This window comes from Pseudodesulfovibrio mercurii (genome assembly GCF_000189295.2).
Lineage (GTDB): Bacteria > Desulfobacterota > Desulfovibrionia > Desulfovibrionales > Desulfovibrionaceae > Pseudodesulfovibrio > Pseudodesulfovibrio mercurii.
In genome coordinates, this window is record NC_016803.1 from 3,681,921 (window position 1) to 3,706,251 (window position 24,331).

24 protein-coding genes are annotated in these 24,331 nt (G+C 64.8%); 18 read left to right on the plus strand and 6 right to left on the minus strand.

Going from position 1 to position 24,331, the window contains the following annotated elements; all coding sequences use genetic code 11:
• Nucleotides 1–243: 243 nt before the first annotated feature.
• On the minus strand, nt 244–1,374 hold the full coding sequence (gene msrB / locus DND132_RS16560; RefSeq protein ID WP_014323918.1) for a peptide-methionine (R)-S-oxide reductase MsrB: 1,131 nt from the start codon (nt 1,372–1,374) through the stop codon (nt 244–246).
• A gap of 481 nt (nt 1,375–1,855) precedes the next feature.
• On the opposite strand from msrB, the gene DND132_RS16565 reads away from it, so the two are divergent.
• The gene (locus tag DND132_RS16565; RefSeq protein WP_014323919.1) at nt 1,856–2,404 is read left to right on the plus strand and encodes a hypothetical protein; all 549 of its coding nucleotides are present in this window, start codon (nt 1,856–1,858) and stop codon (nt 2,402–2,404) included.
• Between the two features lie 94 nt (nt 2,405–2,498).
• Nucleotides 2,499–3,149 (plus strand): hypothetical protein, encoded by a 651-nt coding sequence (locus DND132_RS18400; protein ID WP_014323920.1) that lies wholly within the window; start codon nt 2,499–2,501, stop codon nt 3,147–3,149.
• Nucleotides 3,150–3,219: 70 nt separating this feature from the next.
• Here DND132_RS18400 and DND132_RS16570 read toward each other — a convergent pair whose 3' ends face one another.
• Genes DND132_RS16570 through DND132_RS16585 form a run of 4 tightly spaced genes read right to left on the minus strand, consistent with a single transcriptional unit; the run spans nt 3,220 to nt 7,954 of the window.
• Nucleotides 3,220–4,803, minus strand: a complete 1,584-nt coding sequence (locus DND132_RS16570; RefSeq protein WP_014323921.1) for a sigma-54-dependent Fis family transcriptional regulator — start codon at nt 4,801–4,803, stop codon at nt 3,220–3,222.
• A gap of 10 nt (nt 4,804–4,813) precedes the next feature.
• Nucleotides 4,814–5,410 carry an indolepyruvate oxidoreductase subunit beta gene (locus tag DND132_RS16575; RefSeq protein ID WP_014323922.1) on the minus strand — a complete coding sequence of 199 codons (597 nt, stop codon included), beginning with the start codon at nt 5,408–5,410 and terminating at the stop codon, nt 4,814–4,816.
• A gap of 2 nt (nt 5,411–5,412) precedes the next feature.
• Nucleotides 5,413–7,245, minus strand: coding sequence for an indolepyruvate ferredoxin oxidoreductase subunit alpha (gene iorA / locus DND132_RS16580; protein ID WP_014323923.1), 1,833 nt, complete (start codon nt 7,243–7,245; stop codon nt 5,413–5,415).
• A 55-nt stretch (nt 7,246–7,300) separates the two neighbouring features.
• On the minus strand, nt 7,301–7,954 hold the full coding sequence (locus DND132_RS16585) for a YfgM family protein (RefSeq protein ID WP_014323924.1): 654 nt from the start codon (nt 7,952–7,954) through the stop codon (nt 7,301–7,303).
• 334 nt (nt 7,955–8,288) lie between these two features.
• Here DND132_RS16585 and DND132_RS16590 point away from each other — a divergent pair, with 334 nt between their 5' ends.
• The 3 genes from DND132_RS16590 (at nt 8,289) to DND132_RS16600 (ending at nt 11,628) form a co-directional block, all read left to right on the plus strand.
• Nucleotides 8,289–9,548 carry a glutamate-5-semialdehyde dehydrogenase gene (locus DND132_RS16590; RefSeq protein WP_014323925.1) on the plus strand — a complete coding sequence of 420 codons (1,260 nt, stop codon included), beginning with the start codon at nt 8,289–8,291 and terminating at the stop codon, nt 9,546–9,548.
• A gap of 587 nt (nt 9,549–10,135) precedes the next feature.
• Nucleotides 10,136–10,810: a nicotinate (nicotinamide) nucleotide adenylyltransferase gene (gene nadD / locus DND132_RS16595; protein WP_014323926.1), complete on the plus strand. Its 675-nt coding sequence runs from the start codon at nt 10,136–10,138 to the stop codon at nt 10,808–10,810.
• 2 nt (nt 10,811–10,812) lie between these two features.
• Complete coding sequence (locus tag DND132_RS16600; protein ID WP_148267023.1) at nt 10,813–11,628, plus strand: hypothetical protein; 816 nt, start codon at nt 10,813–10,815, stop codon at nt 11,626–11,628.
• Between the two features lie 16 nt (nt 11,629–11,644).
• On the opposite strand, the gene DND132_RS16605 is transcribed toward DND132_RS16600, so the two are convergent.
• On the minus strand, nt 11,645–12,655 hold the full coding sequence (locus DND132_RS16605; RefSeq protein ID WP_014323928.1) for a glycosyltransferase family 9 protein: 1,011 nt from the start codon (nt 12,653–12,655) through the stop codon (nt 11,645–11,647).
• A gap of 131 nt (nt 12,656–12,786) precedes the next feature.
• On the opposite strand from DND132_RS16605, the gene DND132_RS16610 reads away from it, so the two are divergent.
• The 13 genes from DND132_RS16610 (at nt 12,787) to DND132_RS16665 (ending at nt 24,300) form a co-directional block, all read left to right on the plus strand.
• On the plus strand, nt 12,787–13,845 hold the full coding sequence (locus DND132_RS16610; RefSeq protein ID WP_014323929.1) for a hemolysin family protein: 1,059 nt from the start codon (nt 12,787–12,789) through the stop codon (nt 13,843–13,845).
• Between the two features lie 23 nt (nt 13,846–13,868).
• A complete protein-coding gene (locus DND132_RS16615) occupies nt 13,869–14,309 on the plus strand; it encodes a cytochrome c maturation protein CcmE (protein WP_014323930.1) in 441 nt (146 codons plus the stop codon).
• 131 nt (nt 14,310–14,440) lie between these two features.
• A complete protein-coding gene (locus tag DND132_RS16620) occupies nt 14,441–16,339 on the plus strand; it encodes a heme lyase CcmF/NrfE family subunit (RefSeq protein ID WP_014323931.1) in 1,899 nt (632 codons plus the stop codon).
• 1 nt (nt 16,340) lies between these two features.
• Nucleotides 16,341–17,006, plus strand: coding sequence for an ABC transporter ATP-binding protein (locus tag DND132_RS16625; RefSeq protein ID WP_014323932.1), 666 nt, complete (start codon nt 16,341–16,343; stop codon nt 17,004–17,006).
• Nucleotides 17,000–17,677, plus strand: coding sequence for a heme exporter protein CcmB (locus DND132_RS16630; protein ID WP_014323933.1), 678 nt, complete (start codon nt 17,000–17,002; stop codon nt 17,675–17,677). Before DND132_RS16625 ends, DND132_RS16630 begins: the two co-directional genes overlap by 7 nt.
• Nucleotides 17,678–17,679: 2 nt before the next feature.
• Nucleotides 17,680–18,342, plus strand: coding sequence for a cytochrome c biogenesis protein (locus DND132_RS16635; RefSeq protein ID WP_014323934.1), 663 nt, complete (start codon nt 17,680–17,682; stop codon nt 18,340–18,342).
• A gap of 28 nt (nt 18,343–18,370) precedes the next feature.
• Nucleotides 18,371–18,517 (plus strand): CcmD family protein, encoded by a 147-nt coding sequence (locus DND132_RS18120; RefSeq protein WP_014323935.1) that lies wholly within the window; start codon nt 18,371–18,373, stop codon nt 18,515–18,517.
• The gene (locus DND132_RS16640; protein WP_014323936.1) at nt 18,507–19,109 is read left to right on the plus strand and encodes a tetratricopeptide repeat protein; all 603 of its coding nucleotides are present in this window, start codon (nt 18,507–18,509) and stop codon (nt 19,107–19,109) included. The genes DND132_RS18120 and DND132_RS16640 overlap by 11 nt, the downstream gene beginning before the upstream one ends.
• Nucleotides 19,110–19,293: 184 nt before the next feature.
• Nucleotides 19,294–20,481 carry a branched-chain amino acid ABC transporter substrate-binding protein gene (locus DND132_RS16645; RefSeq protein WP_014323937.1) on the plus strand — a complete coding sequence of 396 codons (1,188 nt, stop codon included), beginning with the start codon at nt 19,294–19,296 and terminating at the stop codon, nt 20,479–20,481.
• Between the two features lie 82 nt (nt 20,482–20,563).
• Nucleotides 20,564–21,466 carry a branched-chain amino acid ABC transporter permease gene (locus DND132_RS16650; protein ID WP_014323938.1) on the plus strand — a complete coding sequence of 301 codons (903 nt, stop codon included), beginning with the start codon at nt 20,564–20,566 and terminating at the stop codon, nt 21,464–21,466.
• A gap of 69 nt (nt 21,467–21,535) precedes the next feature.
• Nucleotides 21,536–22,801 (plus strand): ABC transporter permease subunit, encoded by a 1,266-nt coding sequence (locus DND132_RS16655; RefSeq protein ID WP_050814027.1) that lies wholly within the window; start codon nt 21,536–21,538, stop codon nt 22,799–22,801.
• A complete protein-coding gene (locus tag DND132_RS16660) occupies nt 22,794–23,588 on the plus strand; it encodes an ABC transporter ATP-binding protein (RefSeq protein WP_014323940.1) in 795 nt (264 codons plus the stop codon). Before DND132_RS16655 ends, DND132_RS16660 begins: the two co-directional genes overlap by 8 nt.
• A gap of 4 nt (nt 23,589–23,592) precedes the next feature.
• Nucleotides 23,593–24,300: an ABC transporter ATP-binding protein gene (locus DND132_RS16665; RefSeq protein ID WP_041915840.1), complete on the plus strand. Its 708-nt coding sequence runs from the start codon at nt 23,593–23,595 to the stop codon at nt 24,298–24,300.
• The last annotated feature ends 31 nt before the right edge of the window (nt 24,301–24,331 follow it).

The following is a 24,331-nucleotide window of genomic DNA, read 5'->3' on the forward strand; positions in this document are numbered from 1 at the left end:
CTTTGCGCCGCAAGCCCCTGTCCGCCGTAGGCGACAAATCCGCAGGACAGCGGATTTGGACCGCGCCTGACAAGGCGCGACCCCGAAGGGGTGAGCCCCAGGACGGGGCGAATCAAGTCACCCGTCCATCGCCGCGCAGCGGCTTCAACATCTGATTTCATCAACAATGCGATTGCCCACACAAAAAGGGAGCCGTCCCCCTCCCGGAACGGCTCCCTTGTACGGTGCGGCATGGTGCGTCGCTCAGTCAAAGAGATACAGGAATTTCGCGTAGCCTTCGGCGGCCATTTCATCCTTTGGGATGAAGCGCAGGGCGGCGGAGTTCAGGCAGTAGCGCAGGCCGGTGGGCGCGGGGCCGTCGTTGAACACGTGGCCCAGGTGCGAGTCGCCTCCTTTGCTCCGCACTTCGGTGCGCGCGGCGAAGAGGGAGCGGTCCTCCCTTTCAACCAGGTTTTCCGGGACCAGGGGGCGGGTGAAGCTCGGCCAGCCCGAGCCGGAATCGAACTTGTCCGTGCTGGCGAAGAGCGGTTCGCCGCTGACCACGTCCACGTAGATGCCGTCCGCGTGGTTGTCCCAGTAGCGGTTGTTGAAGGGCGGTTCCGTGCCTTCGCGCTGGGTCACGTCGTACTGGAGCGGGGTGAGCGTGCGCTTGAGGACGTCCGGGGCGGGCTTGAGGAAGGGCTCGGGGGCCGGGGGTTCGGTTTGGGCGCGGGCCGTCTTGACCACAGCCTCGGCCTCTTCGCCCCAGTGCTCGGCCGTGAACCGGTCGCGGCCCGAGAAGTGGCGGTAGGTCTTGTAGCGCACGGGATTGAACCGGCAGTAGTTCTGGTGGTAGCCCTCGGCCGGGTAGAAGGTGGTGAATTCGACGACGGCGGTGACCACCGGGCCATCGAACCGGCCGGATTCGTCCAGGGCCTTTTTCGAGGCTTCGGCCACGGCGCGTTGGGCCTTGTCGTGGTAGAAGATGGCCGAGGTGTACTGGAACCCCCGGTCTCCGAAGGAGCCGCCGCCGTCCGTGGGGTCGAAGTGGCGCCAGTAGTGGTCGAGAATCTGGGCGTAGCCGATGCGCGCAGGGTCGAAGGTCACCTGGACCGCCTCGCGGTGGCCCGTGGTCCCGCTTGAGACCTGTTCGTAGGTGGGATCGGGTTCGCTGCCGCCCGCATAGCCCGAGACGACCTTGATCACGCCGGGCAGCTTCTGCATGTCCGCCTCCACGCACCAGAAACAACCGCCCGCCAGGGTGGCCGTCTCGAAGTGGGTATTGCCGTTGTCAGCCATGGCCTGTTCCTCCGATGTCGAAAACAGGGTCGATCCGATTCCTGCGGCCAGGAGCACGGCTCCGGCCAGGACGATGAGCGCGGGTTTGCGGAACATGGGATCGCCTCCGTTTTCGCTAATAGTAGCTGTTATCGGAAGATATATAGACATGAACCGGACCAAGTCAATGGTCTGAGCGGGCGGCGGCAGGGGATGCGGCGGTGGTGGTTGGGGGGGGCGACAAGGGGGCGATGGAGGGTGCGACCTGGCGGTGAAGGGGCTTCGGGGACGGTGAGGCGGGTCTGATGGTGTGAGGGCGGGGGCGGTGTGGGGGAAGTGACGGGGGGAAGGTGGTGCGGGCTTGTGAGGGGCTGCGCGGGAGCCCGTGAAGGGCGCGCGGGGGCGTGCTGGGGGGTGCGCGTAGTTCGGGCGGGGCGCGGGAAAAACGGCCATTCGGTATTTTTTGCCGGAAAAGGGTGGATTTTTGATTTGTTTTGGGGCAAGTGGCATTGCTTCGCGGCCCCGTGATGTGCATAGTACCCGTGTCGGGCCGTAGGCCGCGACCGAATTTCGCATTCAATCACAGCAAGGAGAGACCATGCCCAACCAGAATTACGTTCTTTTCAGCGGCGGCGCCCAGGGTGCCGAGAATCAGTTCGGCAAGCTCGCCGAGTACCACGGCCTGTCCGAGGTGAACTTCACCTTCGAAGGCCACCGCATCGAGCGCACCCGCGGCGTGCGGGTCCTGACCGACGAGGAACTGACCCAGAAGGACGTCAGCCTGACCTACGTGTCCAGGCTCCTGAACCGCAAGTTCACCAACGCGGAAAAGATGCGCAAGGTCCTGCAGACCATCATGTGGCAGGTGGACGCCAGCCAGCAGATCTTCGTGGTCGGCACCATCCTGGACGACGGCACGGTCAAGGGCGGCACCGGCTGGGGTGCGGAGTTCGCCAAGATCTGCAACAAGGAGCTGTTCGTCTTCGACCAGGCCAAGGATGCATGGTCCACCTGGGAGCACGGCGCGTGGGTCGCGGTGGACGCCCCCAAGATCACCGCCGGCCACTTCACCGGCACCGGCACCCGCTTCCTTGAGGAAAACGGCAAGAAGGCGCTGGAGGATTTGTTCTCCCGTTCCTTCAAATAGCGTTTTCGCACGACGGATATAAAAGGCGGCCCGGATCACATCCGGGCCGCCTTTTTTCGTTGCATGTTGTCAAAGTAAATTGCATATAAAGAAAATGAGTATAGATAGTATTGACAGAAACAGGTTGCGTGATCTTTATCACGAGTTCGATCAATTTTTGGCTTCTATTCATGGTCTTTATTTAGATGCGTGCATAGGGTTTCGTCTAATAAATGTGAACCTTGATGAGAAACAGTCAGAATTAATAAAACTGATGGGAGGAAAAAGTTCTGGACTTCTAAGCTTACTCAATTTTTCTCATGAGAAATTCTATGGGGGAGAGTTTGCAGCATCTGGACTACATAGACCAAAAGTAGCAGATATTCGTGAGAGGACTGAAGAGAATGGTCGCAATGCAAATCTTGTAGGTGGAATGTGTGTGATTTCTTTATATGAGCATTGGGATGCGTATTTGCAAAATGAAATTGCAATAGCGATTGGTCTGTCGAACAAGGATGATTTGAAGCATGATTTTTGGGGTGATATGCGAGATTTGAGGAATTATATAGTCCATCACGGAAGAAGAAATAGGAAAAAATTGAAAAAAATGAAGCTATTGACTATGTGGCGTGATGATGGCGTTGTGGAGATCAATAATGAAGTAATAGCAATCATATTTAGACATTGCTTTCGGTTTAGAAATGAAATTCATACAATAAGTTTACCGCCACGACCAACTTTGCGTATCCCTTATTCCTGGAAGTAGTTAACAGGATATGAAAAGGCGGCCCGGATCACATCCGGGCCGCCTTTTTTCGTATCGTTTCCAGCCGAAGCTAGACTTCGAGCTTCTTCTTGGGCTTTTTCTTGGTCTGCGAGTACTTCTTCACGTCGATGTTGTACTTCTTCACCTTGTAGTTGACGATCCGGTAGGACACGCGCAGGTCGCGGGCCGATTGCAGCATGTTGCCGCCGGTCTTCTTGAGCGAGTCGATGAGCAGCTCCTGCTCGAACTTGGCCACGGCCTCGCCGAAGGAGAGGTTGGTGCCCGTGGCCGAACTCTCGGCCGACTGCAGGGTCGGCGGCAGATGGTAGGTGCGGATGACCTGCTCCTCGCAGAGCAGGACCGCGCGCTCCATGCAGTTCTTCAGCTCGCGCACGTTTCCTGGCCAGTGGTACATGACCAGCAGCTCGATGGCGGGCGTGGAGATGCGCTTGACCTCCTTGCCGTATTCGTCGGTGAATTCGGCCAGGAAGTGTTCCGCGAGAGGCAGGATGTCCTCTCGCCGCTCCTTGAGGGGCGGTATGAAGATGGGGAAGACGTTGATGCGGTAGTACAGGTCCTCGCGGAACAGCCCCTTTTCCAGCAGCTCCTCGAGCGGCTGGTGGGTGGCGCAGATGAGGCGCACGTCCACGGTGATGGTCTGTTCGGAACCGACCCGCTGGATCTCTTTTTCCTGGATGGCCCGCAGCACCTTGGCCTGGGCGTCCATGGACAGCTCGCCGATCTCGTCCAGGAACAGGGTGCCCTGGTCCGCCACCTCGAACAGGCCGCGCTTGGTCTGGAAGGCACCGGTGAAGGCGCCCTTCTGGTGGCCGAACAGCTCGGACTCGATGAGTTCGCTGGGCAGGGCCGCGCAGTTCAGCTTGATGAGCGGCTTGTCCGCCCGTGGGCTGGCCTGGTGGATGGCCTCGGCCAGGAGCTCCTTGCCGGTGCCGGACTCGCCGCGCAGCAACGCCGTGGCCCGGCTCGGGGCCACCTGGGTGGACTGGCGCAGGACCAGGCGCATGGCCTTGGAGGCGGCCACGAAGTCCTTGGGCGGGGTGGTGTCGGCTCCCCCGGCCATGAGGCCCTGGGAGAGCAGGTGGTTCTGGGTGGCCATCTCCTCCTGGAGCTGGGCCACGTGCCCGGCGATGATGCCCGCCACCACCTCGAGGAAGTCGCGGTGGGCGGCCATGTCGTCGGCAGGGATGAGCGGCACGTCCACGGACAGGGCCCCGATGACCTCGGACTCGTCCGAGCGCAGGTTGATGACCGGGACGCAGATGAAGCCGAGCTTGCGGAGCTCCTCCGGGCTGCGGCCGAAGGCCTTGTTCAGGAACTCGGGATCGTCTGACATGCGCGGCACGCTGATGGACTGGCCCGAGTCGAAGACCCGCCCGATGATGCCCCGGCCCGGCGAGTAGGTCACGTCGTCGGACTGGGCCGGGCTGTACGTCAGCGAGAGCTTCAGGTTCTCGGTCTTGGGGTCCATGATGACCATGAACGCCCGGACGTATTCCATATCCAGGGCCAGGGTCTTCAGGAGCGCGTTGAGCGATTCCTCGAGGGTCGTTTCCTTCCTCAAGGTCTCCTGAATGGTCCTCAGCGTGTGCAGGTAGCTGAGATCCCCGGAGTGGTCCTGTGTGTTGGTTGCCATTGTACTTTCTCTAGGAGTTCAGGGCCTTGACGCCGAGCTCCAGGGCTTTGAGGTTCACGGCCTGAATCTTGGCGGGCATGTTCGCCTTGATGGCGGCCTCCAGGGCCTCGGGGCCGAAGGGCAGTTCGCCCGCCGCGCACAGGGCGCCGAGCATGGCCACGTTGCCTGCCTGCACCGCGCCCGCCTCCAGGCCGATGGACTGGTTGGCCATGAAGTACGCCTTGCTCGTGCAGGTGGACACGGCCTTCTTGATGTCGTCGATGGTCGGGCAGTCCTGTTTGCCCATGGCCACGGACAGGGGCGGCATGTACTCGGTGGACGAGACCACCAGGCCGCCCTGGCGCAGGTAGGGCAGGGCGCGCATGGTCTCCATGGGCTCGAACCCGAGGAGGATGTCGGCCTCGCCGAGACCGATCTTGGGCGACTTGCAGCCGATGAGCACGGTGGACTCGACCACGCCGCCGCGCTGGGCCATGCCGTGGATTTCGCCGGAGGTCACGGTCAGGCCCTGGCTGAGGACGGTCTTGGCCAGCAGGGTGGTGGCGGTCAGGGTGCCCTGGCCGCCCACGCCGGTCATGAATATGCGGATTTTCTTGGTATCGGCCATGGTTAGCCTCTCTTCTTGGCTTTGATGTGTCCGCAGACCTGGAGGCAGAGCATGCAGCCGTTGCACAGGATCGGATTGACGGCGGCCTTGCCGCCTTCCTTGTACATGGCCGGGCAGGCCAACTTGTCCAGGCAGTCGAACCGGCCGGTGCAGGACTCGGCCACATAGGCCACCTGCGGGGCGACCTTCTTGTAGACCCGGCGGGTGTAGAGCGGGCAGGGCTCCTTGGCGATGAGCACGCGCACGCCGGTCATGTCCTTCAGCTCTTCCATGGCGGCCATGGTCTTCTTCTGGTTGAACGGGTTGACCGTGCGCACCTCGGTGACGCCCAGGCCGCGCACGGCGGTCTCGATGTCCAGGGGATGGTCGTTGTCGCCGATGACCGTCTTGTCCACGCCCGGGTTGGGCTGGTGGCCGGTCATGGCCGTGGTCCGGTTGTCCAGGACGATGATGAGGATGTCATGGCTGTTGAAGACCGCGTTGGCCACGCCGGTCAGGCCGGAATGGAAGAAGGTCGAGTCGCCGATGAAGCCGACCACGGTCCGGCCGGTGGCCTTGGCCATGCCGCTGCCCGCCGAGATGGACGAGCCCATGCACAGCAGGAAGTCGGCGGTCTGCAGGGGGGGCAGCAGGCCGAGAGTGTAGCAGCCGATGTCCGAGGAGTAGATGGCGTCGTCGCCGAAGACCTTGCGCGCGGCGAAATAGGTGCCGCGGTGCGGGCAGCCCGCGCAGAGGTTCGGCGGACGGCCCGGCAGGTCGGGCAGGGAACATTCGCAGGTGGGCACCGGCCCCTGGCCGAGGCCCTCGCGGATGACGTTCTCGACCATGGTCACGGTGAACTCGTCGTTGCGCGGGAGCACGTCCTTGCCCTTGATCTCGATGTCGAGCTTGTGCTTCTGGGCCAGGACGCGGAGGTCGTTCTCCAGGACCGGTTCCAGCTCCTCGACCACCAGGACCGTGTCCACGGACTTGAGGAAGTCGAGGCACTTGTTCTCGGGCAGGGGGTGGGAGAAGCCCAGCTCCAGGATGGTGACCTGGTCGGCCAACCCCGCGTTGTCCAGGGCGTCGGCCACGTAGGCGCGGGAGATGCCCGAGCAGGCGATGCCGTATTTGCCGCTGCCGGAAACGGTGTTGTACGGGGAGTTCTCGGACTCCTCCTGCAGGGCGGCCATGCGCTCCATGAGGCGGACGTGCATGGGCCGGGAAAATGCCGGGATGGGCACGTTGTGGGACGGATTGCGGGTGAAGCCGGCGGGCTTGCCCGGGTCCGGGGCCGGACCGAAGGTGACCGCGCCGCGCAGGTGGTTCACGCGGGTGGTGGTGCGCAGGAGCAGAGGCGCACTGTGCTTTTTCGAAAGGAGCAGGCCGTCGCGGGCCATGTCCTTGGCCTCCTGGGCCGAGGCGGGCTCGAAGACCGGCATGCCGCCGAGGCGGGCGTAGATGCGGTTGTCCTGCTCGTTCTGGCTGGAATGGCAACCGGGGTCGTCGGCGGACAGGAGCATCAGCCCGCCGGGAGCGCCCACGTAGCACAGGGTCATGAGCGGATCGGCGGCCACGTTCACGCCCACGTGCTTCATGGTGCACATGGCCATGGCGCCGCCCAGGGTCGCGCCTCCGGCCACCTCGAGGGCGACCTTTTCATTGACCGAGTATTCGAAGTAGTACTTGCCTTCGGGCGAGATGCGGTAGAGCGTGTCGGGCACCTCGCTGGACGGGGTGCCGGGGTAGCAGGTTACCACCTGGATGCCCGCCTCCACGGCGCCGCGCACGATGGCTTCGTTGCCGAGGAGCAGCTGGGTGACGCCGGGGGTGTCACCCAAGAGCGGATTTGCCATGTTGCCTCTCCTGCGGCCGGGCGTGAACGTCCGGCCTTTCTATTTGATGATTCGGTTAGTTCATTTCCAACTGGGAGATCTTGTACTCGATGTAGGCCTTGTCGCCGACGTTCTCGCCGTCCAGCTTCTTGTAGGCGGCCAGGGCCTCGGCCTTGTCGCCCGCGGCCTCGGCGGCCAGGGCGAGCTGCCGGTAGACCGGCACGGTGTAGGCGGCGGAGGCCAGCCCGGCCAGCTCCTTCATCTCCTTGAGGGCCTCGGCGCCATTGCCTGCCAGGGCCATGGCCTTGGCGCGGCCCAGGCGGGCGACGAACTGCATCTCGCCCTCGGTCAGGCCGACCAGGTCTTCCCAGTAGGCCTGGGCCTTGGCGTAGTCGCCCAGGGACATGGCCGTCTGGGCGGCCTCGAGGATGACGGCGGGCTTGACCGAGGCTGTCACGTCCTGGCGCAGGGCCTCGAGCTTGGCCAGCCGGTCCGCGCCCACGGTGGTGACCATGATGTCGCCAAGGGCGGCCTGGGCGTTGGCCTCGGCCCGGGCGGCCCAGGCCTTGTAGCCCGCGTAGGCCACGGTCACGGCCAGGATGGCGCAGACCGCGAGGATCAGCTGCTTGCGGTACTTGAAGGCGGCTTCGAGGATGGGGTGCAGGGATTGGGGCGTGCGCGACTCGATGTCGGCCAGCACGTCGGGTTGAACGGGATTGGTTGCAGCCATGGGATTTTCATGCCTCCATGAGGGTGATTTTCGTGGGTGACGGGCCGGGAAGCAAGGCCCGGCAACGCAGAGGGCTTGATAAGCAAAATTGTAAAAAAGGTCAAAGGCTATTTTGGCGCGAAAAGGCAAAATAGCCAAAAACAGCGCTAGTAATCAAGCCGTTGCCGGAGCCGATAACAAAAAATGTAAATCCTTCGGCAATGGCCGGTCCAAAGTGTATTCGGTTCGTCAACGGGGGAATTGACTTCGGACCCCGGCGGAGGTTAGCAAATTGGGCCTGCCGGAACTGAATTTCCTTCGGTTGCGGCCATGACATTTTTCAAGGAGTGCGAGGATGGACATACGCGAACAGATGGTGGAGATGGGCAAGCGGGCCAAGGCGGCCGCGCGGCGGCTTTCGGCGGCATCGGGCAAGGCCAAGCGGGACGCCCTGCTGATCCTGGCCGACCTGCTGGAGGCCGAGTCTCCGGCCATTGCCGAGGCCAACAAGCTCGACCTCGACGCCGCGGCCGAGCGCGGCCTGGACAAGGCCCGCGTGCAGCGGCTGACCATCAGCGACAAGGTGCTCAAGTCCATGGTCAACGGGTGCCGCGAGGTGGCGGCCATGGCCGACCCCGTGGGCGAGATCGAGTCCATGGTCAAGCGGCCCAACGGCATGCTCGTGGGCCGCATGCGCGTGCCGCTCGGCGTGGTGGCCATGATCTACGAGTCCCGGCCCAACGCCACGGTGGACGCGGGCATCCTCTGCCTCAAGGCGGGCAACGCGGTCATCCTGCGCGGCGGCAGCGAGGCCTTCCACTCCAACAAGTGCCTGGCGGAGCTGATGCACACGGCCCTGGAGCGGGCCGGGCTGCCCCGCGACGCGGTCCAGGTGCCGCCGACCACGGACCGCGCGGCCGTGACCGAACTGCTCAAGCTCGAAGAGTACATCGACGTGGTCATCCCACGCGGCGGCGAGGGCCTCATCCGGGCCGTGACCAGCCAGGCGACCATGCCCGTGCTCAAGCACTACAAGGGAGTGTGCCAGATCTTCGCTGACGCCTCCTGCGACATCGACAAGGCCGTGCCGATTATCGAGAACGCCAAGATGCAGTACCCCAGCGGCTGCAACGCCGTGGAGTGCCTGCTAATCCATGAGGACGTGGCCGGGGCCCTGCTGCCCAGGGTGGCGGCGGCCATGGGCCCCAAGGGCGTGCAGTTTAGGGCCTGCCCCAGGTCCCTGCCCCTGCTCGGCGAGTTCGCCCGGCCCGCCGTGGACGCGGACTGGGGCTACGAGTTCCTGGACCTGATCCTGGCCGTCCGGGTGGTCCGGGACCTGGACGAGGCCATGGACTACATCGCGGCCCACGGCTCCAACCACACGGAGTCCATCCTGTCCGAGGACTACGCCAACTGCATGCGCTTCATTCGCGAGGTGGACGCCTCACTGGTGGTGGCCAACGCGACCACGCGCTTCAACGACGGGGCGCAGCTCGGCCTGGGCGCGGAAATCGGCATCTCCACCTCCAAGCTGCACGCCTATGGCCCCATGGGCATCAAGGAGCTGACCAGCGCGAAGTTCGTCCTCCTGGGCGAAGGCCAAATTCGGGAGTAGTGGCGGCTTCCGAGAGCGGGCCATCCGCACATTTTCTCCTGGGGGGCTTTCATCCTCACGTAGACGGCTACGCTGCGGTGAAAGCCCCCCAGGAGAAAATGCACGGCTGACCCACTCTCGAAAGCCTCGCTCCGTGCGGGCGCGGGGGGTTGAAAAAATTGAAAGAAATGGACCGTCCTTCGGGGCGGTTTTTTTCATTCTCACGTATGCCGCAATACGCTGCGGTGAAAGCCCCCTGGAATAAAATGCACGGCTGACCCACTCTCGAAAGCCTATTCCGAGCGCGGAGGAGGAAGAGGACGCCAGCGCGGTGACAAAAGCGGGATTGTCGGCCTCGCTCCGTGCGGGCGCGGGGATGAAGAAAAGAGAATGGAATAGACCGTCCTTCGGGGCGGTTTTTTTTGCGCCCTTTTCCGCACCACGGACCCGAGCGAAGCGAGCGACAAAAAGTTTGGAAGGGGGGTCCAGGGGGGGAACTTTTTCAAAAGTTTCCCCCCTGGCCGCCGGAGGCATGCCTTTCCTCCCCCGCCCGCCTTGCGCGGGCGGGGGAGGAAAGGCTATGCTGTCCCCAACAAAGGAGATCAGGCGTGAAGAGAGGGATATTGGGCGGCAGCTTCAACCCGGTGCACACCGGGCACGTGCGCATGGCCGTGGAGGTCCTGGAGCAGCTCGGGCTCGACCGGGTGGAGCTGGTTCCGGCGAGCGAGCCGCCGCACAAACGGGGCGGGGACATGCTGCCCTTCGAACTGCGCCTGGAGCTGGTCCGGCGGGCCCTCGAAGGCATTGCGGGCCTGGGGGCCAACTCCCTGGAGGCCGAGCGGTCCGGCCCGTCCTTCACCTGCGACACCCTGACCTGCTACCGCACCGAGGGCCCGGCCGACGAGCTCTTCTTCATCCTCGGCGCGTCCACCTTCCTGGAGCTGCACACCTGGCGGCGCGGGCTGGAGATTCCGGCCCTGGCCTCGCTGGTGGTGGTCAACCGCTGGGAGGCGGCCGACGACGTGGCCGGGTTCGTGACCGAGCACTGGCCCGAGGCCGAGCCCGAGACCGCGCTCACTGACGTGGGCCGGTGGCGGCTGCCCGGCGGCAACACCATCCGGCTGCTGGACACGCCCCGCCTGGACATCAAGGGCGGGCACATCCGTCGCCGCTGGCGGGACCACCGCAACCTGAGCCTGCTCGTGCCGGACGGGGTCCGTGACCTGCTGGAGGAGCGGGCCGACGAGATCGCCCTCCACTGGGGCGCGCGCCGGGGGGCGTGACCGTGCAACGGCTGTTTCTGCCCCTGGCCTGCGCGGCGCTCTTCGTGGTCGCGGCCTGGGGCACCTACCTGATCATGGGCATGGTAGAAGCGCCGTCCACACCCGTGGAGGTGGCCATGCCGCCGGAGCGGAGCGCACCGGAACCGCCCGTGGTCCCCTCGGACGGCGAGGTCTTCAAGGTTTTGCCCTTTCCCGCGAAGACCGGGGTGGGCGTGGACGTGGAGCTGGACCGCGAACTGACGGTGCGGCCGGGCGAACTGCTGCTGTCCGGCGCGGTGGAGGTCCTGTATCCGGTCCTGCGGCCGGTCCGGGCCATGGATTTGGTCCTGCCCCTGGGCGCGCCCGTGGGGCGGCTGGACCCGGACGTGGGCTGGGCCGTGTATTTCATGCTGCGCGACGACACCTTCCTGGCCGAGGTCCCCAGGCCCATGGTCCCGGCGGGGCGGCGGCTCGGCCTGCGCGTGGACCACACCGGCCGGGTCGTGGGCGGACGCCCGTGGTTCGACCTGGACGCCGGGACGCGCCTGGACGAGGCCTGGACCGGGGGCGAGCGCGGACTGTTCGTGACCGGCGCGGGCGTGCTTCCGGTGGTCCGGACGCGGTTCGAGGAGCGCTACCGGGAAGCCCGGTGCGACGACAAGGGGGTCTGCGGCGGGACCATCGCGTTCAGCGAATACGAGCCGGGCAAGGACGAGCCCGTGTCCGGCAGCGTTGTCATCCTGGACGGCGGGGATACCATCAACGTGTACGGATTGGTCATCGACCCCGTGGAATTCACCCCGGACGAACTGCGCTACGTGGTCAGGAAGCGCCGCTGAACGCGGTCGCGGGAGATCAGGCCAGGACGGCGCGGACCGCGTCCATGACCGTGTCGGGGGTGATCCCGGTCATGCACTCGAAGCCGTGCGCGCAGCGTCCGGCCCCGTGCAGGGAGCAGGGGCGGCAGGGCAGGTCCCGTTCCAGGACCCTGTCGCGCGGACCGGCCGGGTAGAAGCCCCAGGCCCTGGCCGTGGGGCCGAACAGGGCGACCACAGGGGTGCCCACGCCGCCCGCCAGGTGCATGGGGCCGGAGTCGCCCGTGACCAGCAGGTCGGCCCGGCCAAGCAGCCCGCAGGTGGCGCGCAGGCCGGTGGCGTTGGTCAGGTCGCGCTCGTGGCCGTTGGTCAGCGGCGTGTCGCTTCTTCCCACCACAAACCAGTTCATGTCCGCCTCGTCCAACAGGGCGGCCAGCCGCATCCAGTTTTCGGCGGGCCACTGCTTGGCCGGGTGGGTGGCGTAGGGGTGCAGGGCCACCAGCGGCCCCTCGCAGGAGACGGGCGCGAGCAGCCTCGCGGCGGCCTCCTTCTCGGCTTCGGTCAGGAAGATGCGCGGCAGCACGGCCTCGCGCGGCGGCGCGGTCCGGTCCAGGGCCAGGGCGTACCGCTGGGGCACGTTCAGGGCCTCGAGCTTCACGCGGAGGCGTTCCAGGCGGGTGCGCTCGAACAAACGGCGGGCCAGGCCGAACTTGGGATAGCGGCGGACCTCGCCCTTCCAGCGCAGGGCCAGGATGCGCGAGCGCAGGGTGCCGTGCAGGTCGACGAGCGTGGCGCCCGCGTATTGCCGGGCCAGGTCGCCGCACCTGCGGAACCAGCCCGCGCCGGTCAGGTCCTCCGGGGACAGGCCCACGGTTTCGGCCACGGCGGGATGGTTTTCGAGCAGGGGCAGGTTGGCCTCCCTGGTCACGAAGACGAAGGCGTCCCCCAGGAGCTCGCGCCAGTGGGACAGGACGCCGGTGGCCAGGGCCACGTCGCCCATGTGCCCGAGGCGGAAGACCACGGCGGGTTGCTTGACAGCGCGGGAAATCATGCCCGTCCTGTTCGCCTCAATCGCCCTGGAAGTCAAGCCTGTTGCGTGTTGCGCAGGTCTGTGGCATCTGCTACATCCATCGGTAATGCACGTTGTTCGTGCCTCCCGTTTTCAGGAAGTGAAAAGAACCCATGGTTACTCTCATACTCGCCGTCGGCGTGGCCGTCTTCGTGTCCGCATTCTGTTCCCTGGCCGAAGCGGCCCTCTATTCCATGAGCTGGGCCGACATCCAGAAGCTCAAGGACAGCGGCAGCAAGTCGGCGGCATTGCTCCATAAGCTCCGATCCAAGATCGACGAGCCCATCACCGCCATCCTGACGCTGAACACCTGCGCCCACACCGCCGGGGCGTCCGTGGCCGGCTGGGCCTGGGCCAAGTTGTACGGCGAAGACACGCTTTGGCTCTTTACAGTGGGCTTTACAGTAATTATTCTCATCTTCACGGAGATCATGCCCAAGACCGTGGGCGTGCTCTATTCGGACGTGATCGCGCCGCCCCTGTCCCATCCCCTGCGGGGCATGGTCTGGGTGTTCAAGCCGGTCATCGCCGTCATGGGCGTGCTCTCGAAGGCCGTGAGCCACCGGGAATCCAAGCCGGACCACACCGAGGACGACATCCGGGCCATCGTCAGCCTGACGCGCCGTTCCGGGGTGATCAAGCAGTACGAGGAGACCTCCATCCGGAACATCCTCTCCCTGGATTCCAAGACCGTGGAGCGGATCATGACCCCGAGGACCGTGGTCTTCTCGCTGCCCGCGGACATGACCGTGGCCCAGGCCAGGGAGGAGCATCCCAACTGGCCGCACAGCCGCATCCCGGTGTACGACGAGGACCCGGAGGACATCGTGGGCGTGGTCTACCGGCGGCTGGTGCTCGAGGCCCTGGCCGACGACCGGGACGAGCTCAAGCTGTCGGACATCATGCGGCCGGTGCGCTTCGTCCTGGAGACCGTCACCCTGGACAAGCTCCTGGTCCAGTTCCTTGGCAGCCGCATGCACCTGGCCGTGGTCCTGGACGAGTACGGCGGGGTGGCCGGGGTGGTCTCCCTGGAGGACGTGCTCGAGGAGATCCTGGGCAGTGAAATAATTGACGAGACCGACCAGGTGGCGGATATGCGGGAACTCGCCCGCACCCAGCGGGACGAACTGACCCGCGCCCGGAACGGCTCGCCGGACGAGGAAAAGCACTAGCTGCGCACCGCGCAAGGAACCATATGGCCAAGAATTCCAGCAAAATCGTGTACGCCGTCGCCCTGGTGCTCTTCCTGGGCGGCCTGTCCTACCTCATCTTTTCCGGCCTGACCCAGGATTCGGTCTACTTCCTCAACGTGACCGAGGCCCTGGCCCAGGACCGCGCCGAAATCGGCAACGCCCGGCTCTTCGGCAAGGTCTCGCCCAGGGGACTGTCCATCGCCGACGGCAAGCTCGGGGCGGACTTCGACCTGGTGGACAAGGTGGATCACGACAAGACCCTGCGGGTGGAATACAAGGGCGCGCTGCCCGACACCTTCAAGGCCGACGTGGAGGTCATCGTGGAAGGGAAGTTCTCGCCGGACGGCCGGGTCTTCGTGGCCAGGACCCTGGTCACCAAGTGCCCCTCCAAGTACGAGGAGAAGAGCAAGCAGATGGACGCGCAGCAGGGGCAGGCGGGTTAGTGAAATCTTTTTCACATGATTGCGCCCCGGTCCTTTCCCCCCTATCCCCGTCGGACCCGCCGGAGGGACGTGCCGGTTCACGGCCCGGCGATCCCTTTCCCAGCTTGTCGAATTTGTCGTAAGGAGCCTCTATGCATCTGACCGGATACGTCGGTTTACTGTTTTCCCTGCTCGCCTTCCTCTTTCTCGCCGGATTCGCCGGGTTCGCCGCCTGGAACAGGAAGGGCGAGGCCCTGGTGGTCGTCGAGCGGGGCCAGTTCATCGCCGCCTGCGGCGTCATCTTCTCCACCCTGGTCCTGCTGGCGGCCCTGACCACGCGGGACTACTCCTTCCGCTACGTCTACAACAACGTGGACAACGCCCTGTCCTTCATCTACACCCTGACCGCCCTGTGGGGCGGCCGCGAGGGGTCGCTGCTGTGCTGGGAGCTGATCATCGCCGTGTCCGGCATGATCTTCGCGGCCACGCCCGGCTACAGGTCCCTGACCGCCGACACCAAGCTCTTCTTCTGGCTCTTTTTCCTGGCCGTGCAGGGCTTCTTCCTGCTCCTGCTGACCGGCTGGTCCAACCCGTTCATCGAGATCGTCCCGGCCCCGGGCGACGGACGCGGCCTGAACCCGCTGCTGCGCAACCCCGGCATGATCTTCCATCCGCCGCTGCTGTTCATGGGCTTCGCCCTGTACACCATCCCGGCCTGCGCGGCCCTGGCGTCGTCCATCGCGGGCGAGCGGAAGTCCTGGATCAAGGTGGTCCGCAACTGGAACGTCCTGGCCTGGATCTTTCTGACCGCGGGCATCATTCTGGGCGGCTGGTGGTCCTACATGGAGCTCGGCTGGGGCGGCTACTGGGCCTGGGACCCGGTGGAGAACGCCTCGCTGATCCCCTGGTTCGCGGGCACCGCCGTGCTGCACACGACCATCATCGAGTCCCGGCGCAACGCCCTGCAACGGACCAACGTCTTCCTCATGTCCCTGACCCTGGTCCTGTGCATCTTCTCCACCTACCTGACCCGGTCCGGGGTCATCGACTCCCTGCACACCTTCGGCGAGTCCGGCGTGGCCCAGCCCCTGTTCTGGTCCATGATGATCATCCTGGCCGTGACCCTGATGATCGTCTTCCTGTCCGAGCGGCAGGTGCATCGCTCCCTGTCCGACTTCTTCAGCCGCCAGGGCATGCTGGTCATTACCGCCTGGTTCCTCCTGGCGCTCGGCCTGGTGGTCACCCTGGGGACCATGTGGCCGGTCATCAGCCGCCTGTGGACCGCGTCCCCCATGGGGCTGGACGCCCATTTCTACAACCGGGTCTGCCTGCCGTTCATGGCCTTCCTGGTGCTCATCTTCTGCTTCTGCCCCTGGCTGGGCTGGAAGGGCGGGGTGCGCAACGTGAAGGGGCTGAGCGCGGTGGCCGCGGTCCTGGTGGTCGCCTTCGCCGGGTTCTACCTGTCGGGCATGACCAACATCCTGGCCGCCCTGACCGCCGCCGCCTCGGTGGCCGCCCTGGTCGGCGTGGGGCTGCTCTTCGCCCTGTACCCGGCCCTGCGCGCCGTGCGCCAGTCCTGGGGGGCCTACGGCGTCCACGTGGGGCTGGTGCTGCTGGCCCTGGGCGTGGCCTTTTCCGGGCCGTACAAGACCGAGCGCGAGGTCGTCCTGGCCCAGGGCGAATCCGTGGCCATCGGCGAGTTCACCGTGACCTACACCGGCCTCCAGGAGGATCGCAACGTGGGCGACATCCTGGCCCGTGCCACGGCCACCCTGGCCGTGACCAAGGACGGCCGGGACAAGGGCGTGCTCCGGCCCGACAAGCGTATCTACAAGAATTTCAGCAACCAGCAGTACGCCGAGGTGGCCACCGTGCCGAGTTTCGGCGACGAGCTCTACGCCACGCTGCTCGGCCTGACCGAGGACAACAAGGCGAGCTTCAAGATCAGCGTCAACCCGCTGGTCAACTGGATCTGGATCGGCGGCACGATCATGTGCCTGCTCGCCTTCCTGCTGCTCAGGCGCACGCCCCGGCCCGGAGAGGTCCGCTAGGATGTCCGGCGCGGGCAAACCGCTGCTGACCGTGAGGCGGGCGGCCAAGTTCTTCGGCAACAAGCTCGTCTTCAAGGAGATATCCTGCGAGGTCCGGCCGGGCGAGATAATGCTGGTGGCCGGTCCCAACGGCGCGGGCAAGTCCACGCTTATGCGCATCATGGCCGGGTTGAGCAAGCCGTCGGCCGGGGAGGTCGTGCTCGACCTCGACCCCGAGGACGTGGCCTACCTGGGCCACGCCACCTTCCTCTATCCCGGTCTGTCCGCCCTGGAGAATCTGAAGTTCTGGGGGGCCATGTACGGGCTCTCCCCGTCCCGGGACGAGCTCATGGCCCTGCTCAAGCGGGTCGGGCTGGAGCGGGCGGCCGAGGAAAAGGCCGGGTCGTTCTCGCGCGGCATGGCCCAGCGCCTCAACCTGGCGCGCATCTACCAGGCGGACCCGAGGCTCATCTTTCTCGACGAGCCCGGCACCGGGCTGGACCCGGCGTCGCTCAGGCGGCTGCGCGGGGAGATCACCGGGCTGCGCGACCAGGGCACGGCCATCGTCTGGATCAGCCACCACGTGGTCGAGGACGCGGCCCTGGCCGACACGGTCCTTGCCCTGGGCGGCCGCCGGGCGGAGTATTTCGGTCCGGCCTCGGCCTACACTCCGGAGGGCGCATGCTGAAACGCACCCTGGTCATCGCCAAAAAGGACCTCAAGCTCTCCCTGTCCGGCGGGCAGGGGCTGGTCCAGGCGGTCCTGCTCGGCCTGCTGCTGATCTTCCTGTTTTCGCTGTCCAAGCCGCTGGGCGGGGCCATCTCGCCCCAGGCCGCGGGGGCCATCTTCTGGCTGGCCTCGGCCTTCGGTCTGGTCCTGGTCTTCAACGACCTGTTTTCCATAGAGGAAATGAACGGCGCGCGGATCGGCATCCTGTCCTCGCCCGCGCCGGTGCACGCGGTCTGGCTGGGCAAGGGACTGGCCGGGTTCGGCCTGCTGTTCGTCTCGCAGTTGGTCTTTCTCCCGGCCACGGCGGCCTTCCTGGGCCAGACGGTCAACGGCCCGTGGTGGCTGCTCTGGGTCACGCTGTTCGGCGCGGACGCCGGACTGGTCATCATCGGCGCGCTCCTCGGGGCGCTCTCCCAGGGGCAGGCGGCCCGCGAGTCGCTGCTGTCGGTCATCGTGTTCCCGCTGCTCCTGCCCGTGCTCCTGTCCGGCATCACCCTGTTCGGCCTGTGTTTCTCGCCCGAGCACACCATGGGCTACGACAAGTGGCTCGGCCTGATCTTCGCCTTTGACTGCCTGTTCGGCGGGGCCGGGCTGTTCCTGTTCCCGTTCGTCTATAGTGGGGAAGAATAGTTATGAAAGTCAGCATACTGGCCATCCTGGCGGGCATCGCCCTGGTGGCCCACCAGGTCATGATCTGGTACTACGCGCCCATCGCCCAGTCCGGGCCGGTGCAGAAAATCTTTTACATGCACCTGCCGTGCTCCTGGTGGGCGCTGGTCTCCTTCTTCGTGGTCTTTGTCGCCTCCATCCTCTACCTGTTCACCCGCAGCGACCGGTACGACCGGGTGGCGGCCGGGGCAGGGGAGCTGGGCGTGCTCTTCGCCACCATGACCCTTCTCTCCGGGTCCACCTGGGCCAGGGCCGAATGGGGCCACTGGTGGCTGTGGGACCCGAAGCTGACCACCGCCCTGATCATGTGGTACGTCTACGCGGGCTACCTGGTCCTGCGCAACACCCCCATGGGCCGCGACCGCAAGGCCCTGGTCTGCGCCGTGCTCGGCATCGTCGCCTTCCTGGACGTGCCCCTGGTCTTCTTCGCGGCCAAGCTCTGGGGCAGCGCCCATCCCGACGGCCTGGCCCGCCAGGGCTCGGGCATGGAGGCGCGCATGTGGTACACGGTCTTCGCCGGGCTCGTCGCCTTCGGGCTGCTCTGGGGGGCCATGCTCCTGACCCGCATCCGCCAGCTCGGCCAGAAGGCCCGTCTCGAGGCCATGCTCGTCTGGGACGAGGAATAAAACCAACACGCTACAGCGAGGATACACCATGTCCGCAACCGTCTACATCTTCATCGCCAACGTGGCCGTCTGGCTCGGCGTGGCCGGCTATCTGGCCTTCCTGGCCTCCCGCTCCGCCGGGCTGGAAAAGCGCATCCGTCAGCTGGAACTCCTGGGGGACGACCATGACGGATAGCCGCGTCCCGTTCGGCCGCAAGGCCGTGATCCTGGCCGTGTTCGTGTCGCTCGCGGCCATGTTCGCGACCAGCTTCATCTATCGCATGGAGAACCCCAACCTGTTCGTCCGGGCCCAGGCCTCGCGCAGCTTCGCCGACGCGGGCGAAGGGGAGGGCGGCCCGGCCATGGGCGGGGCCATGAACGGGGCCATGTCCCGGGTCAAGGAGTACATGGACCGGGTCAAGCAGAACCCGGACGACCTGGACGCCCTGGTCGGCCTGGGCAACTCGTTCCTGATGATGCGCGCCTGGGACCGCGCCCTGGAGCCGCTGGAAAAGGCCCGGCAGCTCAAGCCGGACGACGTCACGGTGCTCAAGGCCGTGGGCATTGCCTACTTCAACAAGCAGGAGTACCCCAAGGCCGTGGAGGCCTACGAGACCATCCTCAAGGTCGACCCCGAGGACACCCTGGCGCTTTTCAATCTGGGCGTGATTTACAAGCATAATTTGCAAAAACCGGACGTTGCCCAAACATACTTCGAAAAGGTCCTGGCTTTGGAAAAACAAGATGCGGAAATGATAAAGCTGGCCCGCCAGGAGTTGGCCAATTAGGATCATCAACGATCCCATGTGGTTGTGTTCTGTAACATAGCCCCCTACAGGATTGACAAGAGGCTGAAAATAACTACAATGTCACATTCCGTGGCTTTACCCGCTGGAGACGGCATTTCCGGCGGTCAACCGGTTTAGCACATTGAGTGGTAACGAACCCTTATACATTTCGAGGAGAGGTAGCATGAGAGTCAAGCTGAGTCTGATTGCTCTGTGTCTCGTCATGGCGGCCATGCTGGCGGCCTGTGGCGGCGAAGCGAAAAAGGATGAGAAAAACGACAAGAAGGCCGACGTGGAAACCGGCGAGGTCGCCAAGGCGCCCGCTCCGGCCCAGAAGCTCGTCCTCGGCGTGGCCGGCGCCCATTCCGGCGATCTGGCGTCCTATGGCCTGCCCACCGTCAACGCCGCCGAGCTGGTGGCCGAGAAGATCAACGCGGCCGGCGGCATCAATGGCGCCATGGTCGAGGTCATGCCTCAGGACGACCAGTGCAAGCCCGAGCTGGCCACCAACGTCGCCACCAAGCTGCTCTCCGACGGCGTGAAGATCGTGCTGGGCCACATCTGCTCCGGCGCCACCAAGGCCGCGCTGCCCATCTACCTGTCCGGCAAGATCGTGGTCATGTCCCCGTCTGCCACCAACCCGCCGCTGACCCAGTCCGGCGATTACCCGAACTTCTTCCGCACCATCTCCTCCGATGACGCCCAGGCCGCCCTGGATGTCTCCTACGCCAAGAGCCTCGGTCTCAAGAAGATCGCCGTCATCCACGACAAGGGCGACTACGGCAAGGGCTTCGCCACCTTCGCCAAGCAGTTCGTCGAGGCCGATCCCGGCATGGAAGTCGCCCTGTTCGAGGGCGTGACCCCCGGCGCGGTGGACTACTCCGCCGTTGTCCAGAAGATCAAGAGCTCCGGCGCTGACGGCGTCATCTTCGGCGGCTACCATCCCGAGGCCTCCAAGATCGTCACCGGCATGCGCAAGAAGGGCCTGGAAATTCCCTTCCTGTCCGATGACGGCGTGAAGGACGACACCTTCATCAAGGTCGCCGGCAAGTACGCCGAGGGCGTGTACGCCTCCGGTCCCATGGACTTCTCCAAGAACCCCCTGTACCTTGAGGCCGTCGCCGCCCACAAGGCCAAGTACGGCACCGAGCCCGGCGCCTTCTTCCCCGAGGCGTACTCCGCCGCCCTGGCCCTGCTGAACGCGGTCAAGGTCGCCGGCAGCACCGATTACGACGCGGTCTGCAACGCCCTGCGCACCAGCTACGTGGACACCCCGGTCGGCAAGATCAAGTTCGACGCCAAGGGCGACGCCGAAGGCGTCGGTTTCTCCATGTACCAGGTGAAAGACGGCAACTACGTGGAAGTCAAGTAACTATAGGCTTCCAAGCGGATTATACCAGGGGACGGGCCAAAGCCCGTCCCCTGGATTTATTTAATGAACAGGAATCACGACAATGGAATATTTCCTTGAGCTGTTCATGGGGGGCCTCACCCGCGGCAGCATCTATGCTCTGATCGCCCTGGGCTACACCATGGTCTACGGCATCATCGAGCTGATCAACTTCGCGCACGGCGAGATATACATGATCGGCGCCTTCACCGGGCTCATCGTGGCCGGGCTGCTGACCATGCTGGGCTTCCCCGGCCCGGCCATCCTGGTCATCGCCATCGTGTGCGCGGTCATCTGGGCGGCGGCCTACGGCTTCACCATCGAGAAGATGGCCTACAAGCCGCTACGCAACGCCCCCCGCCTGTCGCCCCTCATCTCGGCCATCGGCATGTCGATCTTCCTCCAGAACTACGTCATGCTCGCCCAGACCTCGGACTTCCTGCCCTTTCCCGAGCTCATCCCGCACTTCGGCTTCATGAAGAAACTGGGCACGGTCATGAGTTCGGCCGAACTGGTCATCATCCTGGCCACCGTCGCCTCCTGCGTGGGGCTCACGCTGTTCATCAAGTTCACCAAGCTGGGCAAGGCCATGCGGGCCACGGCCCAGAACCGCAAGATGGCCATGCTGGTAGGCATCAACGTGGACATGGTCATCTCCGCCACCTTCATCATCGGTTCGAGCCTGGCGGCCGTGGGCGGCGTGCTCATCGCCTCGCACATCGGCCAGATCAACTACTACATAGGCTTCATCGCGGGCATCAAGGCGTTCACCGCCGCAGTGCTCGGCGGCATCGGCTCCCTGCCCGGAGCCATGCTCGGCGGCCTGGTTCTCGGCCTGACCGAGGCCTTCGCCACCGGGTACGTCTCCTCGGACTACGAGGACGTTTTCGCCTTCCTGCTGCTCGTCCTCATCCTGATCTTCAGGCCGTCGGGCATCATGGGCAAGGAAAAGACCCAGAAGGTCTAAGGCATCATCGCGGCTCGAACAAGCCGCTCACCGCGCAAGGAATATACAGTGAGCAACGCAAACAACACCATGAACCAGAACTACGTCAGGAACTTCCTGGCCGCGGGGTGCGACGGGTACGCCCAGGCGGTCCGCAAGTCTCTGCTGGCGGCCCTGTGGTTCATCTTCCTGACCTTCCCGATCATGGTCATCCGGGTGAACACCATCGAGCACACCGTGGTCTGGCACTGGCAGCGGATCGGCTATGTGGCCGCGGCCGTCTTCTTCGGTTCCTTCGTCTGGCGCTGGCTGCTGGCCCGCAAGGAACTCAAGAAGGACGACTCCCGCAAGGAGACCCCCTTCGAGGCCCTGCTGACCCAGATGCAGTCCCATCCGGTCTTCAAGCTCGCGGCCCTGGGCGTGCTGGCCCTGGCCGCCGTGGCCTTCCCCCTGGTCTTCAATCTCTATCAGACCAACATCATGATCACCTGCCTGATCTACATCGTGCTCGGCCTGGGGCTGAACATCGTGGTCGGGCTGGCGGGTCTGCTCGACCTGGGGTACGTGGCCTTCTACGCCGTGGGCGCCTACGCCTACGCCCTGTGCAACATGCATTGGCACTTGGGCTTCTGGTACATGCTCCCCGTGGGCGCGGTCCTCGGGGCCGTTCTCGGCCTCCTGCTCGGTTTCCCGGTGCTCCGGCTCAAGGGTGACTACCTGGCCATCGTCACCCTGGGCTTCGGCGAGATCATCCGCCTGATCCTCGAGAACTGGGGCGACGTGACCATGGGCCCCTCCGGTATTTCGTCCATCGCCCGGCCCGGCCTGTTCGGCCTCGAACTCAACGTGGAAGGGTCCACCCTGTACATGTTCTACATCATGGTCGGCCTGATGGTCCTGACCATCTTCTGCGTCAACCGGCTGCAGAACTCCCGCATCGGGCGCGCCTGGCTGGCCCTGCGCGAGGACGAGATCGCCTGTCAGGCCATGGGCATCGACAAGATGAAGACCAAGCTCATGGCCTTCGCCCTGGGCGCCACCTGGGCGGGCATGGCCGGCGTGGTCTTCGCGGCCAAGACGACCTTCATCAACCCGGCCTCGTTCACCTTCTGGGAATCGGCCATCATTCTTTCCATCGTGGTCATCGGCGGCATGGGCTCCATCCGGGGCGTCATCGCCGGGGCCGTCATCCTCATCCTGGTGCCCGAGTACCTGCGCGAGTTCGCCCAGTTCCGCATGCTCCTGTTCGGGTCCATCATGGTCCTGGTCATGGTCTTCCGGCCCCAGGGACTGATCAGCGCCAAGCGCAAGATCTATCAATACAAGGTCGCAGACACGGGGGCCGCCCATGAGTAATCCAGTCCTGAACGTCAGCGCCGTGAGCAAGGACTTCGGGGGCATCCGCGCCCTGGACGAAGTCGATCTCGTGGTCAACGACAAGGAGATCGTGGCCCTGATCGGGCCTAACGGCGCGGGCAAGACCACCTTCTTCAACTGCATCACCGGCATCTACACGCCCACGGCCGGCGATGTGCTCATCGACCCCAAGGCCGAGGGGCACACCCGGCGCATCAACGGCAAGAAGCCCAACCTCGTGACCGAGCTGGGCATGGCCCGGACCTTCCAGAACATCCGCCTGTTCCCGTCCATGACCGCGCTCGAGAACGTCATGATCGGCACCCACTGCCGGACCAAGTCCTCCATCTGGGGAGCCATCTCGCGCAACCGGGCAACGCGCCGCGAAGAGCAGGCGGTCATCCAGAAATCCTACGATCTGCTGGAGATGGTCGGGCTCTCGGAGTTCGTCAACGAGCTGGCCATGAACATGCCCTACGGCAAGCAGCGCCGCCTCGAGATCGCACGGGCCATGGCCACGGACCCGTTCCTCCTGCTCCTGGACGAGCCCGCCGCGGGCATGAACCCGCAGGAGACCCGGGACCTGGAGGAGCTGATCCTTCACATCCGCGAACAGTTCAACATCTCCATCATGCTCATCGAGCACGACATGAAGATGGTCATGTCCATGTCCGACCGCATCTACGTCCTGGACTACGGGCGGATGATCGCGGACGGCACGCCCGATGAGATCGCGGCGAATCCGGAGGTCATCAAGGCCTACCTCGGGGAGGAACACGATGACTAGCAGGATGCTCGAACTCAAGAACGTCAACAGCTTTTACGGCAACATCCAGGCCCTGTACGACGTGGACCTGTATGTGGACCGGGGCGAGATCATCACCCTGATCGGGGCCAACGGCGCGGGCAAGTCCACCACCCTGATGACCATCTGCGGCGTGGTCCAGGCCCGCAGCGGCCAGGTCCTGTACCAGGACGACGACATCACCAAGCTTTCGCCCAACGCCATCGTCAGCCGGGGCATCTGCCAGGTGCCCGAAGGCCGCCTGATCTTTCCCGAACTGACCGTCCAGGAGAACCTGGACATGGGCGCGTTCATGCGCAAGAACAAGGCGGAGATCAAGCGGGACATGGAGTACTGCTTCGACCTCTTCCCCATCCTGGCCCGGCGGCGCAGGCAGCAGGGCGGTACCCTGTCCGGCGGCGAGCAGCAGATGCTGGCCATCGGCCGCGCGCTCATGGCCCGGCCCACGCTCCTGCTCCTGGACGAGCCGTCCATGGGGCTGGCCCCGCTGGTGGTCAAGCAGATCTTCGAGATCATCAGGAAGGTCAACAGCGAGAACAACACGACCATCTTCCTGGTGGAGCAGAACGCCAACCTGGCCCTCAAGATCGGGCACCGCGGGTACGTCATGGAGAACGGGAGGGTGGTCCTGTCCGACACCTGCGACAAGCTGCTCGCGAACGAGCAGGTAAAACGGGCCTACCTGGGCCTATAAAGGGAACAACGAGGCCGGGCGCGACGCTCGG

Coding starts and splice junctions, on each gene's coding strand:
- msrB (WP_014323918.1), bottom strand. CDS start 1,374: ATGTTCCGCAAACCCGCGCTCATCGTCCTGGCCGGAGCCGTGCTCCTG.
- DND132_RS16565 (WP_014323919.1), top strand. CDS start 1,856: ATGCCCAACCAGAATTACGTTCTTTTCAGCGGCGGCGCCCAGGGTGCC.
- DND132_RS18400 (WP_014323920.1), top strand. CDS start 2,499: ATGAGTATAGATAGTATTGACAGAAACAGGTTGCGTGATCTTTATCAC.
- DND132_RS16570 (WP_014323921.1), bottom strand. CDS start 4,803: ATGGCAACCAACACACAGGACCACTCCGGGGATCTCAGCTACCTGCAC.
- DND132_RS16575 (WP_014323922.1), bottom strand. CDS start 5,410: ATGGCCGATACCAAGAAAATCCGCATATTCATGACCGGCGTGGGCGGC.
- iorA (WP_014323923.1), bottom strand. CDS start 7,245: ATGGCAAATCCGCTCTTGGGTGACACCCCCGGCGTCACCCAGCTGCTC.
- DND132_RS16585 (WP_014323924.1), bottom strand. CDS start 7,954: ATGGCTGCAACCAATCCCGTTCAACCCGACGTGCTGGCCGACATCGAG.
- DND132_RS16590 (WP_014323925.1), top strand. CDS start 8,289: ATGGACATACGCGAACAGATGGTGGAGATGGGCAAGCGGGCCAAGGCG.
- DND132_RS16605 (WP_014323928.1), bottom strand. CDS start 12,655: ATGATTTCCCGCGCTGTCAAGCAACCCGCCGTGGTCTTCCGCCTCGGG.
- DND132_RS16610 (WP_014323929.1), top strand. CDS start 12,787: ATGGTTACTCTCATACTCGCCGTCGGCGTGGCCGTCTTCGTGTCCGCA.
- DND132_RS16615 (WP_014323930.1), top strand. CDS start 13,869: ATGGCCAAGAATTCCAGCAAAATCGTGTACGCCGTCGCCCTGGTGCTC.
- DND132_RS16620 (WP_014323931.1), top strand. CDS start 14,441: ATGCATCTGACCGGATACGTCGGTTTACTGTTTTCCCTGCTCGCCTTC.
- DND132_RS16625 (WP_014323932.1), top strand. CDS start 16,341: ATGTCCGGCGCGGGCAAACCGCTGCTGACCGTGAGGCGGGCGGCCAAG.
- DND132_RS16630 (WP_014323933.1), top strand. CDS start 17,000: ATGCTGAAACGCACCCTGGTCATCGCCAAAAAGGACCTCAAGCTCTCC.
- DND132_RS16635 (WP_014323934.1), top strand. CDS start 17,680: ATGAAAGTCAGCATACTGGCCATCCTGGCGGGCATCGCCCTGGTGGCC.
- DND132_RS18120 (WP_014323935.1), top strand. CDS start 18,371: ATGTCCGCAACCGTCTACATCTTCATCGCCAACGTGGCCGTCTGGCTC.
- DND132_RS16640 (WP_014323936.1), top strand. CDS start 18,507: ATGACGGATAGCCGCGTCCCGTTCGGCCGCAAGGCCGTGATCCTGGCC.
- DND132_RS16645 (WP_014323937.1), top strand. CDS start 19,294: ATGAGAGTCAAGCTGAGTCTGATTGCTCTGTGTCTCGTCATGGCGGCC.
- DND132_RS16650 (WP_014323938.1), top strand. CDS start 20,564: ATGGAATATTTCCTTGAGCTGTTCATGGGGGGCCTCACCCGCGGCAGC.
- DND132_RS16655 (WP_050814027.1), top strand. CDS start 21,536: ATGAACCAGAACTACGTCAGGAACTTCCTGGCCGCGGGGTGCGACGGG.
- DND132_RS16660 (WP_014323940.1), top strand. CDS start 22,794: ATGAGTAATCCAGTCCTGAACGTCAGCGCCGTGAGCAAGGACTTCGGG.
- DND132_RS16665 (WP_041915840.1), top strand. CDS start 23,593: ATGCTCGAACTCAAGAACGTCAACAGCTTTTACGGCAACATCCAGGCC.